We start from the raw sequence: 17,130 nt of genomic DNA, 5'->3' as shown, positions 1-17,130 counted from the left end.
AAGAGGGTCCACCGGCGTCAGACAGATCTGCGCCCGTGTCTCAATATTTCATACGAATCATTCAAAGGAGAGTATCATGATCATCTTATCACCGTCTGTTCTCGGAGCAGATTTCACAAAACTCGGAGAGCAGATTGCAGCTGTAGACAGAGCTGGAGCTGAGTACATTCATCTGGATGTGATGGACGGAAGCTTTGTGCCGAGCATTTCCTTCGGTATGCCGGTAATCGCTTCCATTCGCGGATGCACCAGACGGATTTTTGACGTTCACATGATGGTGGAAGAACCGGGAAGATTTGTCGACGACCTGAAAAAAGCGGGCGCTGACATTGTCTGTGTTCATCAGGAAGCCTGCAGACATCTGGACAGAACGATCAATCAGATCCGTGAGGCCGGTATGAGTCCGGCAGTTGCACTGAATCCGGCAACACCGGTGGAAACCATTTCCTGCATTCTTCCGTATGTGGACATGGTACTGGTGATGAGCGTCAACCCGGGATTCGGCGGACAGAAGTTTATTCCGTACACTCTCGATAAGATCCGTGCTCTTCGCCGGATGATCGATGAGCAGGGGCTGAAATGCCGGATTGAGATTGACGGCGGCGTAAAACTCTCCAATGTAGAGGAGATTCTTGAGGCCGGGGCAGATACGATCGTTGTCGGATCCGCCGTCTTCAGCGGCGATGCAGGAAAGAATGCAGCCGATTTTATGGAAATATTCCGCAAGTATAACGCATGAAAAGATTTCACTTTGAACGAAAGCCGGAAGACGGACTTTGCCGGATTACGAAACCGGACAGCGATTGCTGTCTGATCGTGACCGGCGGAGACCTTGAACCGGCTTTTGCCGCAGACTTCATCCGCAGCAGAAGTTACGGCAGAATCATCGCTGCGGACGCCGGTCTCCGGTTTCTTGCACAGTCCCGGATTCTTCCCGATCAGATCGTCGGGGATTTTGATACTCTCGAGCCGGAAATCTTTGAAGAATTCCGCAAAGATGAGCGGATCTGCCGGGACATTCATCAGCCGGAAAAGGACGAGACCGACACGGAACTTGCCCTGATGGACGCATTGAGCGCGGGATTTCACCGAATGGAGGTTTTAGGTGCGTTTGGTGGCCGTATTGACCACGAACTGGCCAATATCCAGCTTCTTTACGAATACCGTAAAAAGGGAGCCTTCATTTCCCTGATCGATCCCCGGAACCGCATCAGTATGGCGTGGAGCGGGCGTGTATTCCGGAAAGACAGTCAGTTTGGAAAATATATCTCTTTTCTGCCTCTGACGACAAGTGTCACGGGGATTACGCTTCGCGGTTTCAAATATCCGCTGGAGAACCGGGATATCGAGATGGGCTGTTCCCTTCTGATCAGCAATGAGATTGTGGAAGATACGGCGGAAATCACCTTTGACGGCGGGGAACTGATCGTCATCGAATCGTGCGACAAATCGTTCCCTGAGCGCTAATTTTTGCTTTCATGATTCCGGCAGATGGTGTATAATCGAAAAAGTTATTATATTAAGGACATGGTGGGAGGTCATTATGTTAGATTTAAAGTTCCTCAGAGAGAATCCTGAGGCTGTTAAACAGAACATCCGCAACAAATTCCAGGACAGAAAGCTTCCGATGGTTGATGAAGTCATCGAGCTTGACAAGAAGAACCGCGCGGCGATTGCCGAGGCGGAGGAGCTGAGAGCGCAGAAGAACAAGATCTCAAAGCAGATTGGCGCGCTGATGGCTCAGGGAAAGAAGGAAGAAGCGGAGGAAGTTAAGAAGCAGGTAGCGGCCAATGCGGCACGCCTTGAGGAACTTTCCGGACTGGAGAAAGAGTACGCGGAGAAGATCAAAAAGATCATGATGGTAATCCCGAACATCATCGATCCGAGCGTTCCGATCGGTAAGGATGATTCCGAGAACGTGGAAGTTGAGAAGTTCGGAGAGCCGGTTGTCCCGGAATTTGACATCCCGTATCACACCGATATCATGGAGAGCTTTGCCGGTATCGATCTGGACGCGGCAAGAAGAGTTGCAGGTAACGGTTTCTACTATCTGATCGGCGATATCGCAAGACTGCATTCCGCCGTACTGGCTTACGCGCGTGATTTCATGATCAACCGCGGTTTCACCTATGTCATCCCGCCGTTCATGATTCACGGCAATGTTGTCAACGGCGTAATGAGCTTTGACGAGATGGATGCGATGATGTACAAGATCGAGGGAGAGGATCTCTATCTGATCGGCACTTCCGAGCATTCCATGATCGGCCGTTTCATCGATCAGATTGTTCCGGAGCAGCAGCTTCCGATCACTCTGACATCCTATTCTCCGTGCTTCCGCAAGGAGAAGGGGGCGCACGGTATCGAGGAGAGAGGTGTATACCGCATTCACCAGTTCGAAAAACAGGAGATGATCGTTGTCTGCAAGCCGGAAGAATCCAATATGTGGTATGATAAGCTCTGGCAGAACACCGTTGACCTGTTCCGCTCCATGGACGTTCCGGTCAGAACACTCTGTTGCTGTTCGGGTGACCTTGCGGACCTCAAGGTAAAATCCCTTGACGTAGAAGCGTGGTCTCCGCGCCAGAAGAAATACTTCGAGGTAGGAAGCTGCTCGAACCTTGGCGACGCTCAGGCAAGAAGACTGCAGATCCGTATCAACGGTGAAGACGGCAAAAAGTATCTTCCGCACACACTGAACAATACGGTTGTTGCTCCGCCGAGAATGCTCATCGCATTCCTTGAGAACAATCTTCAGGCGGACGGTTCCATCCGGATTCCGGAAGTGCTCAGACCTTACATGGGCGGCAAGGAAGTCCTTGTTCCGAACTACAACAGCATCGAAAAAGCTACTCAGAATAAACAGTAATTCTATCCGCAATGAATTCTCCACGGGAGATTCTCATATGCGAAACGGCCCGTACCGTTCGAAGTCTTGCGTCTTCAAACGGTACGGGCCGTTTTTTGGAATACAGAAAAGATTATTTTTCCTCGGCCTCCCGGATCAAAAGTTTCGGAACAGCCATGAGGGAATAGTTGGTGTGGTAAATGACAAAACCGGGAGCGGCACCGGCAACCTTGCGGAGTTCTCTGCGCTGAACGTAGTCGATTTCGACCTTGTCCGCATTCCGCCCCTTGCTGTAATAGGCGGCCAGCGCACCGGCTTCCTCGAAGGCACGGTCGGTCATCTCACGGCCTCCGGTTTTTACGATGACGTGAGACCCCGGAACTTTTTTGCTGTGGAACCACCAGTCATTGCCGGAAGCGGTCTTAAACGTGAGTTCTTCATTCTGATAGTTGTTTTTCCCGACATACATATCGAAGCCGTCACTCGAAATGTAATGGAACGGGCGGCTGGTCACTTTTTCTTTCTTTGTGCGCGGGCCGTGGTGACGGATGAAACCGTATTCCGTCAGCTCCTGCCGGATCTGCGTCAGATCTTCTTCCTTCAGCGCAATTTCGAGGGAGGTGGAGATGGATTCCAGATGTTCAATTTCCTGTCTGGTCTCCGCGGTCTGAACGGACAGTGCCTCCTGTGTGCGCTTGAGTTTCCCGTAGCGGTCAAAGAATTTCCGGGCGTTCTCCTGAGCGGTTTTCTGCGGATCAAGCGGGATGGTGACCTCCTCACCGGAATAGTAATTGGTACAGGTAAGCGACTTTTCGCCGCCCTTCAGCTCATATCCGTACGTATTCAGCAGTTCGCCGTAGATGCGATATTTGTCTTTCTTGTCCGTATCCGCAAGCTGTTTTTCCTGCAGATCGAGTTTTTTATAGTCTTTTTCGAGAAGATTGGATACGATCTTCCGAAGATCTGCGGATTTCTGGCGGATCCGGCTGGTCACATCGCGGTCGCGATAGTATGTCACGATGACACGGCTCATGGAAGTCATGGCCATCATGTGGGAATCTTCCGGAAAACGGGTGATCGGAAACGCGGAGTATTCCACCGGTTCCTCCCCCTGATAGAGGACGCAGGGCGAAAATGCCCCGGCAGTCACATCCTCCATCAGCCGGTGGAAGCTGTGGGCCAGATGCACTCGGGCGGCCTCGGACAGTCCGGACACCGGAAGGTCCGCATCCACGCCGGAGAGATGGACTATCTCAGAGGCAATGGACTGACTGATGCCGGTGTAGGTGCCGCTGAGGGTTTTGGCAGCCGGCATGTTGGAGGCCGAAAGGACATTGAAAATACTCTCCTCCGACGCTTCGAGAGGATCGGTTTTTCCGACGGTATTCGGAAGGAAATACGGTCTTCCCGGCAGAACTTCCCGGACCGATGACAGCGAGACCGGAACGTGCTTGATGGCGTCGATGATGACATTGTCATCCGATATAAAAATAATATTGCTGTATTTTCCCATCAACTCGATGACAAGAGTTTTGGTTCCAAGATCGCCCATCTCATCGCGGTGTTCCACGTCAAAGCGGATGCATCGCTCAAGTCCCGGCTGGGTGATGCTTTTGATCAGTCCGCCGCCAAGGTGCTTGCGAAGAAGCATACAGAAATTCGGCGCGGTCAGCGGAGACGGTTTGCCGTCTTCGGTGATGGCCGCGAGCGGAAGAGATGCATTGGCCGAGAGCGTCAGACGGATGTTTTTCCGGTCCGGCGCCTTGACGGTGAGCTGCAGCTCATCTTTTTCCGTCTGCGCGATTTTTGAGATATGACCGCCGGTCAGGCGATCGTTGAATTCCCGTACCAGAGCGGCTACGGTAATGCCGTCAAATGCCATATTGATTCACAACTTTCTTTATATATTCCATGAGATAAATGAAGACAGCGGATCCGGAAGCACAGGGTTCTCCGTGCCGGTTTTTCACGCTGCACAGATCTACATTTTAACATAATCGCAGAGAGGCGGCAAGCGAAGGCCCGGAGGTGGTTGACGGGATTCCGGATTCGAAGTATAATATCAAGAACTATGGATGAAAATCAGAGGTGATTCATTATGGTAAAGAGTATGACGGGTTTTGGAAGAAGTGAAGTGATCACTCCGGAATACCGTATGGCTGTTGAAATGAAGGCAGTCAATCACAGATACCTCGACCTTTCCATCAAGATGCCGAGACGGTTCAATTCTCTGGAAGCGCAAATCCGTGCCGTGCTCAAAGAGTATATGGAGCGCGGAAAAGTCGATGTCTATATCAACTATGAGGACTATGCGGAGAACCGCGTTTCTCTGAAATACAACCGCGGCATGGCAGCGGAATATGTAAAATATTTCGGCCAGATGACAGAGGAATTCGGAATTGCCAATGATATCACGACAAGCCGGATGGCCTCTCTCCCGGAAGTATTTCTGATGGAGGAAGAGGGCGACGATGAAGAGCATCTCTGGAAGATCCTCGAACCGGTTGTCCGAAGCGCCGCGGAGAAATTCGTGGAAGCGAGAGTCCGTGAGGGTGAAAACCTTCGCGCGGATATGCTTGCAAAGCTTGAAGAGATGTCGGTTCTGGTGGATGAGATTATTGAGAGATCTCCGGCAATTGTCGAAGAGTATCGCACAAAACTTCTCGATAAAGTGAAGGAACTCATCGGCGGAACGCATGTGGATGAGAGTCTGATTGCGACAGAGGTGACCGCCTATGCCGATAAGATCTGTACCGATGAGGAGACCGTCCGCTTAAAGAGTCATATCGGCTCGACGAGAGCAGAACTCGAGAAGGGCGGCAGCGTCGGCAGAAAACTTGACTTTATTGCGCAGGAGATGAACCGTGAGGCGAACACGATTCTCTCAAAGGCGAATGACATTTCGGTCAGTGACCGGGCGATCCTGCTGAAGACGGGAATTGAAAAAGTCCGCGAACAGATCCAGAATCTGGAATAAAGAGGGTGCCTGTCTGTCAGGCAGTACCTGGCGACGGACGATCTTTTTTCGCAAATATATCACAGAAAGAAGTGTTACAATGGATAATCGCGGTGTATTAGCGGTGATTTCGGGCTTTTCCGGTTCGGGAAAAGGAACGCTGATGAAGGCGCTCCTTGAAAAATACGACAATTATGCACTTTCCGTGTCGTGGACAACCAGAAAGCCGCGTGAGGGAGAAGAAGACGGAGTATCCTATTTCTTCCACACACAGGAAGAATTCGACCGGCATATCGAAGAAGACGGTTTTCTGGAATATGCGCGGTATGTGGATCACTCGTACGGAACTCCGAAACAGTATGTCTTTGATCAGCTGGATCAGGGAAAGGATGTGCTTCTTGAAATCGAGATGCAGGGAGCGCTTCAGGTGAAGGAGAAGTATCCGGATACCATCCTGATCTTTGTCACACCGCCGGATGCCGAAGAATTAAAACGGCGTCTGATCGGCCGCGGAACGGAAGATATGGAGACAATCCGGAAGCGCCTTGCGCGCGCGGATGAAGAATCCAGAGGAATGGAACAGTATGACTATCTTCTGGTCAACGACTCCATTGATCGCTGTGCCGAGGAGCTTCACGGAGTGATCATGGCAGCGCATGCAAGGATGGGAAACCATCTGGAGCTGGTAAACAATATTAAGGAACAGATGAAACAATTCTGAAGGGAGAATTTACATTATGATGTTACGTCCGTCTTTCAATGAACTGGTAGATGCAGCAAACAAGTATTCCGGTCAGGAGGAGCCGGTTGTTGAGAGCCGCTATTCCATCGTAATCGCTGCTGCGAAGAGAGCAAGACAGCTGATCGACGGCGATGAGCCGTTAGTGGACCCGAAGGGCAGAAAGCCGCTTTCCATCGCCATTGATGAGATTTATCAGGGAAAGGTTCAGATTCTTTCTGAGGATGATAACGCGGATATCGATTGATATTCTCCGGAAACTCAATTCTGACAATGCCATCACCGCTCATCTGGACGGTGGTGGTGTTTTATTTGACTGAAAGGTTCTGTTTACATGAAAATTTTATGCGTTTCACTTGGCTGTGATAAAAATCTCGTGGATTCCGAGATGATGCTCGGTCTTCTGACCAAAGACGGGTATCAGCTCACGGATGACGATCAGGAGGCGGATGTTGTCATTGTCAATACCTGTGCTTTCATTGACGCGGCCAAAGAGGAAAGTATAAACACCATACTCGAAATGGCCCATCTGAAAGAGGACGCAAAATGTCAGGCACTGGTGGTGACCGGCTGCATGGCAGAGCGATACAAAAAAGAAGTGCTGAAGGAGATTCCGGAAGTGGATGCCGTGCTCGGAACCACGACATACGGCGAGATCAGCAAGGTTCTGAAGCGTCTTCAGGACGGGGAAAAGCACATTGAAGTATATGAGGACCTCTCAAGAATGCCGGAGGATGACCACCGTGTGTTCACTACCGGTTCCGCTTATTCCTACCTCAAGATCGCCGAAGGCTGTAATAAGAGATGCACCTACTGCATCATCCCGTATCTTCGCGGTCCGTACCGCAGCGAACCGATGGTGAAGCTGATCTCACAGGCAAAAAAGATCGCGGAAAACGGCGTGAAGGAGCTGATTCTGGTAGCGCAGGAGACGACGCTCTACGGCACCGATCTGTCGCAGAAGAAAATGCTTCCGACCCTTCTTCGGGAACTGGGACACATCGACGGTCTCGAATGGATCCGTCTGCAGTACTGTTATCCGGAAGAGATCACCGACGAGATCATTGAAGCGATCGCCAAAGAGCCGAAAGTCTGTCATTATATCGATCTTCCGATCCAGCACGCGAGCGACCGCATTCTGAAACGCATGGGCAGAAGAACCACTCATGACGAGATCATTTCACGAATCCGCAGGATCCGTGAGCTGATTCCGGATGTTGCGCTCCGGACCACGCTGATCTCCGGTTTCCCGGGAGAGACCGAGGAAGATCATCAGATCCTGATGGATTTTGTCCGCGAGGTTGAGTTCGACCGTCTCGGCGTGTTTACCTACTCGCAGGAGGAGGATACTCCGGCAGCGCAGATGGAAGATCAGATTCCGGAAGAGGTAAAGGAACGCAGAAGAGACGAGATTATGGCACTTCAGCAGGAGATCGCCTTCCGGAAAGAAAAAGAAAAGATCGGAAGCGAGATGCGCGTGATGGTCGAGGGCCGTATGCCGGAGGAAGAATACGGCTTCGGCGTTTACACCTGCCGTACCTACATGGATGCGCCGAACATTGACAGTCAGATCTTTGTTCACTCGGAGCGGGATCTGATGAGCGGTGATTTTATCCGGTGTACCGTCACCGACAGCGACGGTTATGATCTGATCGGCGAGGAGATTGCCGATTGGGACGACGAAGAAGAGGACTGATCCGCAAATTTGAGGAGGAGTATTACGATGAATATGCCGAATAAACTGACAACACTGCGCGTACTTCTGGTTCCGCTGTTCGTGTTTTTTCTGCTTCTCGAACATGGTCAAAATCATACATTCCGCATGATATCACTCTTGATCTTTGTTGTGGCCAGCCTGACGGATTTCATCGACGGGCGGATGGCGCGAAAACACAATATGGTCACGGATTTCGGAAAATTCATGGATCCGCTGGCGGACAAGCTTCTGGTCTGCTCCGCACTGATCTGCCTGATTGATCTCGACGCCATTCCGGCGTGGATGGTCGTGGTGATCATCTCCAGAGAGTTTATCATCAGCGGTTTTCGGCTGGTCGCTTCGGACAACGGCGTTGTGATTGCCGCAAGCTACTGGGGGAAATTCAAGACAACGTTTCAGATGATCGCAGTGATTCTGATGATTCTCGACATCCCTGTTCTCGCTCCGGCTACCGCAGCCTGCACCTGGATCGCCCTGATTCTTACGATCATCTCACTGGTGGATTACATTGCGAAAAATTATCAGATTCTCCTGAAAGGAGATATCTGACCTTATCCGGGTTTCCGGTTCCTGTCCGCAGACAGCGGATATGGACGGAGCCCGGATATTTTGATACAATAAACACGGAATGATCCTCATTCTCAAAAAATTCGGTAGTCTCCGGCCGCGGGCCGAAGAGGACATCGGAATCGGGAATGAAGCGGTATGGCATAAAGAATAAGGAATACCAGACGACATGAGAATGTATGACAAGCTGTTTCTCGGCCCGAAGGCCGCAAAACACAGATTTACGGTACTGCAGCGCATCCGGCATCAGAAATGGGTGGATGGGCTGTATGTTCTTGTGCCCAGTTCCAATCCTGGGAATATTATGGATATTCTCCCGGCTGCTGCACTGTCGGAAAAACACGGGATTTACCGCGATGCGCTGATCATCGGAGCAGCAAAAGGCTACGATGAGGCCTGCGAACTGGCCGGATCGATTGTTGCAGCAATGTACCGGGATCACGGCAATTTTAATCTGGAGGCCTTTCTGTGACGGGCGTGCTGCTGACTGTTCTGAAAATCATCGGGATTCTTCTTCTGATCCTGTTCGGAACGGTCCTTGCGATTCTGTTCACGGTTCTGCTGGTTCCGGTCCGTTACCGCGCCCGCGGCAGTTATCACGAAAAGCCCGAAGGGGTCGCCGACATCACGTGGCTTCTGCATCTGATTCATCTTACGATCGGTTACCGGGAAGATGTTTTTTACACTCTTAAGATCGCCGGCCATGTCTTTGCCGCTTCCGATCACGCGGAGCCGGATGACACTGACGGAGATAAAGAAGGCACCGCTGCGGGAAATGAAGATGGCACCGTTACCGGAAACGAAGAGGAAAGCATTGAAGAAGCGTTTTCTCTCGGCGACTCCTCATCCTCAGGAGAAAAAAGGGATGAGGAAACGGAACCGCTGCCGGAGGGAAATGCCTCTCCGGACGATCTCGTCCACGAGTCACTTCCGGAGAAAACCGAAAAGGGAGAAAAGCTCCCGGAAAAAAAGAAGCGATGCCGAAAGAAACTCTCGTTTACAAAATGGCTGGAACGGATTCTTTCCGGGCTGATCCGGAAGATTTCTTCCGCCGTCCGGAATATACGGAAAAAATGGCGCCGGATGGAGAAGAAATACCGGTATATACGGAAGGTGATCGGAGATGAGAAGAACCGGAAGACGGTCCGGCTGCTTTTGCGTCAGATCAGGCGGCTGGCCGGTCATATTCTTCCTCGAAAGGCGGATGGATATGTCTCGTTCGGATTTGAGGATCCGGAGACGACAGCTCGCGTCCTCGAAGCATGCGCATTTCTGTATCCGTTTTACCGGGGATGCGTGTCCGTCACCCCTTATTTTGACCGGAACTGCCTTGACGGCGAGCTTACGGTAACCGGACGTGTGCGAATCGGAACGGTTCTATGGATCGTTCTGCGCATGTTCTTTGATCGGAATTTCCGGAAATGGCTGAAACGGCTCATGCATCATTGATGTTTTATGGTATACTGATACATATTTATACAGGAGGCTAACGATGGCAGAGAACCATTTTAATGATACGGTAAAGGCACTTTTTGACGGCATGGACCGGTTTGTCACATCGAAGACTGTGGTCGGAGAAGCGGTCCATATTGACGAGGAGACGGTGATCGTTCCGCTGATTGATGTCAGCTGCGGGATGGCAGCCGGCGCGTTCAACAAGGATTCCAAGAATGACGGAGCAGGCGGACTGAATGCGAAAATGTCACCGTCCGCGGTACTGGTCATTCAGAACGGAGCGACCAAGCTTGTCAGCATCAAGCATCAGGATGCAGTTACCAAGGTTGTCGACATGGTACCGGATCTGATCAACCGTTTCACAAAGAAGAATCAGGTGACCGATGAAGCGGTTCACCAGGCCGAGAATATTGCCGAAGAGATGAAAGACGAGACCAGTGCGGAATAAAATCCGACGCTGTGAGAAAAGAAAGCGCGCAGAAGAGCGAATCGTTCTTCTGCGCGTTTCTTTTTGAAACAGATCATTTCTCTGTGTTTTCTCTGTGATATTCTGTAACAATACGACCCGCGGGATGCGATCGCCGAAGAGTGGCAGATGTCGCATTGATCCGCGGGGCGTTTTCCCGCGATCCGTATTCATTTTCAATGTTTTCTGTTAAAACAGTCTCAGGACAGAAAAAGAACCGCCCGAAGGCGGTTCTTTTAAATCACACGAATGTATGTGAGCTTGATTAAGCACGCTCTACAGCCCCGGATCTCAGGCAGGAAGTACATACGTACATCTTGCGCGGACCATTATCGGTAATAACCTTAACGGACTTAACGTTTGCCTTCCACATTCTGTTGGATCTTCTATGTGAATGGCTCACATTGTTACCGAAGTGAGCAGCCTTTTCACAGATTGCACATTTTGCCATCTTATCGCACCTCCCTTACTGAAGATCGTAGGACTTCATTTCCAAAGTCCATAACGATGATATAATAGCAGAATCTTTTCGCTATTGCAAGTGCAATCTAAAAAATTGTTTTCTTTTTACTCAAAATAGGTTATACTCACATCATCACGAATTATGGTGAATCATATTATGAAAGAACGGAGGCTGTCATAATGAAAGGACGCATAGACAACAAATTAGGCTCGATCACCATCGACCCGGAAGTAATTGCCATGTACGCAGGCACGACAGCGGTCGAGTGTTTCGGTATCGTTGGTATGGCCGCTGTTAATATGAAAGACGGTCTTGTAAAACTGCTTCGAAGAGATAGCCTGACACACGGCATTAATGTCAGCATTAATGATAATTCCATTAGCATCAATTTCCATGTAATCGTAGCATACGGCGTCAGCATCGCTACTGTTGCGGATAACCTGATCGAAAGTGTCAAGTACAAGGTCGAGGAATTCACCGGCATGACTGTCGACAAGATTAACATCTACGTCGAAGGCGTGAGAGTGATAGATTAAGGAGGACCAGACTTGTGGTTATGAATTCAGTCGATGCGCAGACGCTGAAAAAAGCGTTTCTTTCCGGCGCAAAAAATCTGGAAATGAATAAAGAGTTCATCAACGAGCTAAATGTATTCCCGGTACCGGACGGTGACACGGGAACGAATATGACGATGACGATCCTTTCGGCGGCGAGAGAAGTTGCCGCAATCGAAGATCCGACGATGGAGAAACTGGCAAAGGCAATGTCTTCCGGTTCCCTTCGCGGAGCGAGAGGAAACTCGGGTGTCATTCTTTCCCAGCTGTTCCGTGGTTTTTCCAAGGAGATCCAGACGGTCGATACCATCAACGTCACAACGCTTGCCAATGCGTTCGGCCGAGCAACGGAGACAGCGTATAAGGCGGTTATCAAACCGAAAGAGGGAACCATTCTCACGGTTGCCAGAGGCATGGCCGACAAGGCGGCGGAGCTGGTTTTCGATACGGACGACGTAATTGAGTTTGCCGAGAAGGTGATTGCCCACGGCGATGAGACGCTTCAGAAGACGCCGGATCTTCTTCCGGTGCTGAAGGAAGCCGGCGTGGTGGACTCCGGCGGCATGGGACTCATGACCGTGTTAAAGGGCGTTCTGGCCGGCCTCAGGGGTGAGGATCTCGGCGAGCTGATGCCGGAAGGCGTGAAGCCGGTTACCGACCACGCCGGAGCGGATTACAGTGCCGTTGAAAACACGGATATCAAGTTCGGATACTGCACTGAGTTCATCATCAACACCAAAGAAGAGATGAGCGAGCAGGAGCAGGACGAATTCCGCAGTTATCTGGAATCCATCGGTGATTCCATCGTATTTGTCTCTCTGGATGACATTGTCAAGGTTCACGTTCACACGAACGAGCCGGGTAACGCGATTCAGAAAGCTCTCGGCTACGGCTTCCTGACCAATATGAAGATCGATAACATGCGTGTCGAGCATCAGGAAAAGCTGATCAAGGATTCGGAAAAACTGGCAAAAGAGCAGAAAGCAGCGAAAGAGGCGAAGAAGGCAGCCGCTCCGAAGGAGAGACTTCCGTATGCAATGATTGCCGTATGCGCTGGCGACGGCATGGCAGAGATCTTCCGCGGCATCGGCGCAACCGACGTCATCAGCGGCGGACAGACCATGAATCCGAGCACCGACGATATTCTGAGAGCGTGTGAGAATGCGAATGCCGATGTGGTATACGTCTTCCCGAACAACTCCAATATCATTCTTGCGGCCAATCAGGCCCGCGATATCTGCGAATCCTGCCGGATCGTTGTGGTTCCGACCAAGACCGTTCCGCAGGGCGTCGAGGCAATCATCAATTTCGTGCCGGAGATGAGTCCGGAGGAGAATCTCGGGATCATGACCGATGAGATTGCCGGCGTAAAGACCTGTGAGATCACCTACGCGGTTCGTGACACGACAATCGACGGAAAGCCGATCAATCATGGCGATATCATGGCCATCGGCGACAACGGTCTGGTTGCGGTCGGACGCGAGATCGAAGATACCGCTCTCATGGCGCTTCGCGAGCTCATCGATGAGGACTCCGAGCTGGTTACCATTTATTACGGCGAAGAAGCGGAGAAAGAAAAAGCGGAGAGCCTGTGCGAACTGGCGAAGAAGGAATTCGACGGATGCGAATTCGAACTTCATAACGGCGGTCAGCCGGTATATTATTACGTTCTTTCGGTGGAATAAGAAAGACGTTACGCGGGGAAAAGAGCGAAAATACGACGATACAGCCTGCGGCGGGATATCCTGCTGCAGGCTTTTTGCAGAATTGCGAAAGCTGGAAAATGATTTGCCCGATTCGAGCGAATCTGACTTATCTTTTGCGGTTTCACCACGCTGTTTCATGCTGGCGGCGAGAAATGCAATCGTCTTATCAGAAACGGGAGAGAACTCATGAGAGGACATAAGATCACGGAATTAAAGGGAATCGGCGCAAAGACCGGTGAGCTTTTTGCACGCCTCGGTGTCAGAACGACGGAGGATATGATTCATTTCTATCCCAGAGCATATGACGAATACAAGGCTCCGGTGACGTTACGTGAGCTGATCCCCGATACGCAGGCCGCCGTAAGGATCACCCTGAAGAAGGACCCGGATCTTCTGCGATACGGAAAGCTTCCGGTCACCTCAATCAATGTGCAGGAGGACGGCATTTCCCTATCCGTGGTCTGGTTCAATATGCCCTGGCTGAAAAAACAGCTCCCGGCGGGAAATACCTTCGTGTTCCGCGGACACATCGCGAAAAAAAGAGGTCGTCTTACCCTCGAACAGCCCGAAATCTTTACCGAAGAACAGTACCGGTCGAAGGAGGGGACGCTTCAGCCGATCTATCCGCAGACGAAAGGCCTCGGAAACAAGACCATCGCAAAAACGGTACAACAGATCTTTGAGACCCGCGACCTCTCACGGGAATATCTTCCGGAATCGCTTCGGTCCCGATACGGTCTTGCGGAGTACAATTTTGCCATCGAACGGATACATTTTCCGGAAAACCGGGATGAACTGATGTATGCCCGAAAGCGGCTGGTGTTCGATGAGTTTTTCCTCTTCACACTGTCCGCGCGTTTTCTGAAAGAGAAAAAAGAGGATGTGATGAGCCGGAACCGCTTCCGGATCACCGGAACGGCACAGAGAGTCCTGGATCTTCTTCCGTATGAGCTGACCGGAGCCCAGAAAAAGGTCTTAAATGAGATCTTCCGTGACCTGACCGGAGGCCGTGTGATGAAGCGGCTGGTACAGGGAGATGTGGGATCGGGCAAAACGATTATCGCGGTCCTTGCGCTCCTCGAATGTGCGTCAAACGGGTATCAGGGCGCCCTTATGGCGCCGACGGAGGTTCTGGCAAAACAGCATTTCGAGTCCGTCACCGAACTCCTGCGGACCTACGACATTCATTTTACGCCGGTTCTTCTCACCGGTTCCATGAAGGCAAAGGAAAAGCGGGAAACACTGGAAAAAATCAGGAACCACGAGGCGGATCTCATCATCGGCACACACGCGCTGATCTCGGAAAATGTGAAATATGACCGTCTGGCGCTGGTGATCACCGACGAACAGCACCGCTTCGGCGTCAATCAGAGAGCCGTCCTGGAGGAAAAGGGCACAGAGCCGCATGTGATGGTTATGAGTGCCACGCCGATTCCGAGGACACTTGCCATCATCCTTTACGGAGATCTGGATATCTCTGTCATCAACGAACTGCCGGCAAAGCGCCTTCCGATCCGGAATGCGGTGGTCGGAACGGATTATCGGCCCAATGCATGGCGGTTCATCGCAAAAGAGGTTCAGAAAGGGCATCAGGCCTATGTGATCTGTCCCATGGTAGAGCCGGGGGAAATGCAGGATCTGGAAAATGTTTTGGATTATTCGGAGAAACTGACGGCGGAGTATCAGGGGACCGGCATTCGAGTCGCCTTTCTTCACGGACAGATGAAGACGGATGAGAAAAACCGCATCATGGAGGCCTTTGCGGCGGGAGAGATTCATGTGCTCGTCTCCACCACGGTCATTGAGGTTGGCATCAATGTTCCGAATGCAACCGTCATGATGATCGAGGATGCGGAACGGTTTGGCCTTGCGCAGCTCCATCAGCTCCGCGGCCGCGTCGGGAGAGGAGACGCGCAGTCTTACTGCATCATGGTCAACGGCTCCGGTGACGACCATGCCGGAAAGCGCCTGGAGATTCTGAAGAAATCGGATGACGGTTTTTATATCGCAGAGGAGGACCTGAAACTCCGGGGGCCGGGAGATCTGTTCGGTGTCCGGCAGTCCGGCGAACTGGAATTCAGGCTCGGAGACATTTACACCGATGCGGAAGTTCTGAAGACGGCCGCCGCCGAAGCCAGAGACCTTCTGGAGCGGGACCCGAAGCTGGAAAAAGAGGAGAACGCCGACTTAAAGAGAATGCTGGACGGTTATCTCGAAGATAAATTCCGGGAGATCAATCTCTGATCGGAAACACACAAGAGCCCCTGCCGGCGTGGCAGGGGCTCTTGTGCAATTCAATATATAATTTATTTCAAAAATCAGATGAGCGGGAATTAAACCAGGCTCTTATAGTACTGATAGCCGTCATAGTCTTCCATGTACTTGCGGATCAGTGTCTGGATGCGGTCGGTGGAAACGAGAGCGCTCTCCAGAGATACGTTGTGGTTCAGAGAGTTAATGATGGAAGCGATGAACTTGGACATATCCGCCTCCACATACCAGTCACGCTGAAGCAGATCCGGAGTGCGGTAGTTCAGGTTGGTGGTGATCAGGAAATCAAAGTATCCCTTCTTGTGGAACTCATCGAACTTGTCCAGACCGTCCGTGAACAGTCCGAAGGTGGTTGCCACAATAACTCTCTCTGCCTTGCGCTCCTTGAGCTCGCGTGCGGTATCCAGCATGGACTCGCCGGAGGAGATCATATCGTCAATGATGATCACCGTCTTTCCTTCTACGGAAGAACCGAGGAACTCATGAGCGACAATCGGGTTCTTTCCGTTTACGATGGTGGAGTAGTCGCGGCGCTTGTAGAACATACCGACATCAACGCCGAGGTTGTTCGCCAGATATACTGCTCTGGACATTGCGCCCTCATCCGGGGAGATGACCATCATGTGATCCTTGTCGATCTTCAGTTTCTTTTCACGGTCAAAGATTGCCTCGATAAACTGATAGGTCGGCATGAAATTATCCAGACCGGTCAGCGGAATCGCGTTCTGTACCCGCGGATCATGCGCATCAAAGGTGATGATATTGTCCACGCCCATGGCAACCAGCTCCTGAAGCATCATTGCGCAGTCCAGAGACTCGCGGCCGCTTCTCTTGTGCTGTCTTCCTTCATAGAGGAACGGCATGACAACATTCACACGGTGAGCGGTGGAAACGGAAGCTCCGATGATTCTCTTCAGATCCTGGAAATGATCATCCGGGCTCATGTGGTTGGTAAAACCGTTGATGCGGTAGGTGAGACTGTAGTTTGTCACGTCAACCATGATAAAGATATCATCGCCGCGGACCGACTCATTGACCTGACCTTTTGCCTCGCCGCTTCCGAAACGCGGACATTCAATATTAAGGAGGTAGGAATCTGCCTCATAACCCTTATATTTCAGATCCTGTTTTTTCTGGTCTACCGCAGCATCACTGCGGCGCATCTCAACAATATGCTGATTGACCTTATCGGCAAGATCTCTACAGCTCTCCAGGGCAGCAATCTTCAGCGGTCCAACCGGAAGAGTGTTTGTAAATACGTGATTATCTGACATGACGGCCTCCAATATTATAGAACACTATGTATTTTTATAAAAACAAAGCATAAAAAATAGAGATATTAACGCTTTGTCCCCGTCGAATAATATCATTTTCCGCAACACCGCGTCAAT

17 protein-coding genes are annotated in these 17,130 nt (G+C 51.1%); 14 read left to right on the top strand and 3 right to left on the bottom strand.

Annotation, left to right across the window (positions count from 1 at the left end; genetic code table 11):
• The first annotated feature begins 76 nt into the window (after positions 1-76).
• The 3 genes from rpe (at position 77) to serS (ending at position 2,866) form a co-directional block, all read left to right on the top strand.
• On the top strand, positions 77-739 hold the full coding sequence (rpe, locus tag BR86_RS0103250) for a ribulose-phosphate 3-epimerase (protein WP_031471571.1): 663 nt from the start codon (positions 77-79) through the stop codon (positions 737-739).
• Positions 736-1,467, top strand: a complete 732-nt coding sequence (locus BR86_RS0103245) for a thiamine diphosphokinase (RefSeq protein ID WP_081844014.1) — start codon at positions 736-738, stop codon at positions 1,465-1,467. The genes rpe and BR86_RS0103245 overlap by 4 nt, the downstream gene beginning before the upstream one ends.
• A 76-nt stretch (positions 1,468-1,543) precedes the next feature.
• Positions 1,544-2,866, top strand: a complete 1,323-nt coding sequence (gene serS, locus BR86_RS0103240) for a serine--tRNA ligase (protein ID WP_051684548.1) — start codon at positions 1,544-1,546, stop codon at positions 2,864-2,866.
• 112 nt (positions 2,867-2,978) lie between these two features.
• On the opposite strand, the gene BR86_RS0103235 is transcribed toward serS, so the two are convergent.
• A complete protein-coding gene (locus BR86_RS0103235; RefSeq protein ID WP_031471568.1) occupies positions 2,979-4,727 on the bottom strand; it encodes an Rqc2 family fibronectin-binding protein in 1,749 nt (582 codons plus the stop codon).
• A gap of 216 nt (positions 4,728-4,943) precedes the next feature.
• Here BR86_RS0103235 and BR86_RS0103230 point away from each other — a divergent pair, with 216 nt between their 5' ends.
• From BR86_RS0103230 to BR86_RS0103190, 8 genes are all read left to right on the top strand, one after another.
• Positions 4,944-5,822: a YicC/YloC family endoribonuclease gene (locus BR86_RS0103230; protein ID WP_031471567.1), complete on the top strand. Its 879-nt coding sequence runs from the start codon at positions 4,944-4,946 to the stop codon at positions 5,820-5,822.
• 79 nt (positions 5,823-5,901) lie between these two features.
• Entirely contained in the window at positions 5,902-6,522 is a 621-nt protein-coding gene (gene gmk / locus BR86_RS0103225) for a guanylate kinase (protein ID WP_031471566.1), read from the top strand.
• A gap of 19 nt (positions 6,523-6,541) precedes the next feature.
• On the top strand, positions 6,542-6,787 hold the full coding sequence (gene rpoZ / locus BR86_RS0103220) for a DNA-directed RNA polymerase subunit omega (RefSeq protein WP_031471565.1): 246 nt from the start codon (positions 6,542-6,544) through the stop codon (positions 6,785-6,787).
• A gap of 87 nt (positions 6,788-6,874) precedes the next feature.
• Positions 6,875-8,236 (top strand): 30S ribosomal protein S12 methylthiotransferase RimO, encoded by a 1,362-nt coding sequence (gene rimO / locus BR86_RS0103215; protein ID WP_031471564.1) that lies wholly within the window; start codon positions 6,875-6,877, stop codon positions 8,234-8,236.
• Between the two features lie 27 nt (positions 8,237-8,263).
• The gene (gene pgsA, locus BR86_RS0103210) at positions 8,264-8,806 is read left to right on the top strand and encodes a CDP-diacylglycerol--glycerol-3-phosphate 3-phosphatidyltransferase (protein WP_031471563.1); all 543 of its coding nucleotides are present in this window, start codon (positions 8,264-8,266) and stop codon (positions 8,804-8,806) included.
• A gap of 187 nt (positions 8,807-8,993) precedes the next feature.
• Positions 8,994-9,296, top strand: a complete 303-nt coding sequence (locus BR86_RS0103200) for a hypothetical protein (RefSeq protein WP_031471562.1) — start codon at positions 8,994-8,996, stop codon at positions 9,294-9,296.
• Positions 9,293-10,273, top strand: coding sequence for an ICP22 family protein (locus BR86_RS0103195; RefSeq protein ID WP_031471561.1), 981 nt, complete (start codon positions 9,293-9,295; stop codon positions 10,271-10,273). Before BR86_RS0103200 ends, BR86_RS0103195 begins: the two co-directional genes overlap by 4 nt.
• Positions 10,274-10,316: 43 nt before the next feature.
• Positions 10,317-10,727 (top strand): GerW family sporulation protein, encoded by a 411-nt coding sequence (locus tag BR86_RS0103190; protein WP_031471560.1) that lies wholly within the window; start codon positions 10,317-10,319, stop codon positions 10,725-10,727.
• Positions 10,728-11,010: 283 nt separating this feature from the next.
• Here BR86_RS0103190 and rpmB read toward each other — a convergent pair whose 3' ends face one another.
• On the bottom strand, positions 11,011-11,196 hold the full coding sequence (gene rpmB / locus BR86_RS15505; RefSeq protein ID WP_074649291.1) for a 50S ribosomal protein L28: 186 nt from the start codon (positions 11,194-11,196) through the stop codon (positions 11,011-11,013).
• A 191-nt stretch (positions 11,197-11,387) separates the two neighbouring features.
• Here rpmB and BR86_RS0103185 point away from each other — a divergent pair, with 191 nt between their 5' ends.
• From BR86_RS0103185 to recG, 3 genes are all read left to right on the top strand, one after another.
• Complete coding sequence (locus BR86_RS0103185; RefSeq protein ID WP_031471559.1) at positions 11,388-11,744, top strand: Asp23/Gls24 family envelope stress response protein; 357 nt, start codon at positions 11,388-11,390, stop codon at positions 11,742-11,744.
• A 14-nt stretch (positions 11,745-11,758) separates the two neighbouring features.
• Positions 11,759-13,447 (top strand): DAK2 domain-containing protein, encoded by a 1,689-nt coding sequence (locus tag BR86_RS0103180; RefSeq protein ID WP_031471558.1) that lies wholly within the window; start codon positions 11,759-11,761, stop codon positions 13,445-13,447.
• A gap of 207 nt (positions 13,448-13,654) precedes the next feature.
• The gene (recG, locus tag BR86_RS0103175) at positions 13,655-15,712 is read left to right on the top strand and encodes an ATP-dependent DNA helicase RecG (protein ID WP_031471557.1); all 2,058 of its coding nucleotides are present in this window, start codon (positions 13,655-13,657) and stop codon (positions 15,710-15,712) included.
• Between the two features lie 89 nt (positions 15,713-15,801).
• Here the strand turns inward: recG and BR86_RS0103170 are convergent, their stop codons facing one another.
• The gene (locus BR86_RS0103170) at positions 15,802-17,013 is read right to left on the bottom strand and encodes a ribose-phosphate pyrophosphokinase (protein ID WP_031471556.1); all 1,212 of its coding nucleotides are present in this window, start codon (positions 17,011-17,013) and stop codon (positions 15,802-15,804) included.
• Between the last annotated feature and the right edge of the window lie 117 nt (positions 17,014-17,130).

Source organism: [Clostridium] aminophilum DSM 10710, assembly GCF_000711825.1.
Lineage (GTDB): Bacteria > Bacillota > Clostridia > Lachnospirales > Lachnospiraceae > Clostridium_R > Clostridium_R aminophilum.
The sequence above is the reverse complement of the archived record's forward strand: the minus strand, read 5'-3'. Positions and strand labels throughout refer to the sequence as shown.

Bases quoted from the DNA above. Each gene is read 5' to 3' on its own strand.
- rpe (WP_031471571.1), top strand. From the start codon at position 77: ATGATCATCTTATCACCGTCTGTTCTCGGAGCAGATTTCACAAAACTC.
- BR86_RS0103245 (WP_081844014.1), top strand. From the start codon at position 736: ATGAAAAGATTTCACTTTGAACGAAAGCCGGAAGACGGACTTTGCCGG.
- serS (WP_051684548.1), top strand. From the start codon at position 1,544: ATGTTAGATTTAAAGTTCCTCAGAGAGAATCCTGAGGCTGTTAAACAG.
- BR86_RS0103235 (WP_031471568.1), bottom strand. From the start codon at position 4,727: ATGGCATTTGACGGCATTACCGTAGCCGCTCTGGTACGGGAATTCAAC.
- BR86_RS0103230 (WP_031471567.1), top strand. From the start codon at position 4,944: ATGGTAAAGAGTATGACGGGTTTTGGAAGAAGTGAAGTGATCACTCCG.
- gmk (WP_031471566.1), top strand. From the start codon at position 5,902: ATGGATAATCGCGGTGTATTAGCGGTGATTTCGGGCTTTTCCGGTTCG.
- rpoZ (WP_031471565.1), top strand. From the start codon at position 6,542: ATGTTACGTCCGTCTTTCAATGAACTGGTAGATGCAGCAAACAAGTAT.
- rimO (WP_031471564.1), top strand. From the start codon at position 6,875: ATGAAAATTTTATGCGTTTCACTTGGCTGTGATAAAAATCTCGTGGAT.
- pgsA (WP_031471563.1), top strand. From the start codon at position 8,264: ATGAATATGCCGAATAAACTGACAACACTGCGCGTACTTCTGGTTCCG.
- BR86_RS0103200 (WP_031471562.1), top strand. From the start codon at position 8,994: ATGAGAATGTATGACAAGCTGTTTCTCGGCCCGAAGGCCGCAAAACAC.
- BR86_RS0103190 (WP_031471560.1), top strand. From the start codon at position 10,317: ATGGCAGAGAACCATTTTAATGATACGGTAAAGGCACTTTTTGACGGC.
- rpmB (WP_074649291.1), bottom strand. From the start codon at position 11,196: ATGGCAAAATGTGCAATCTGTGAAAAGGCTGCTCACTTCGGTAACAAT.
- BR86_RS0103185 (WP_031471559.1), top strand. From the start codon at position 11,388: ATGAAAGGACGCATAGACAACAAATTAGGCTCGATCACCATCGACCCG.
- recG (WP_031471557.1), top strand. From the start codon at position 13,655: ATGAGAGGACATAAGATCACGGAATTAAAGGGAATCGGCGCAAAGACC.
- BR86_RS0103170 (WP_031471556.1), bottom strand. From the start codon at position 17,013: ATGTCAGATAATCACGTATTTACAAACACTCTTCCGGTTGGACCGCTG.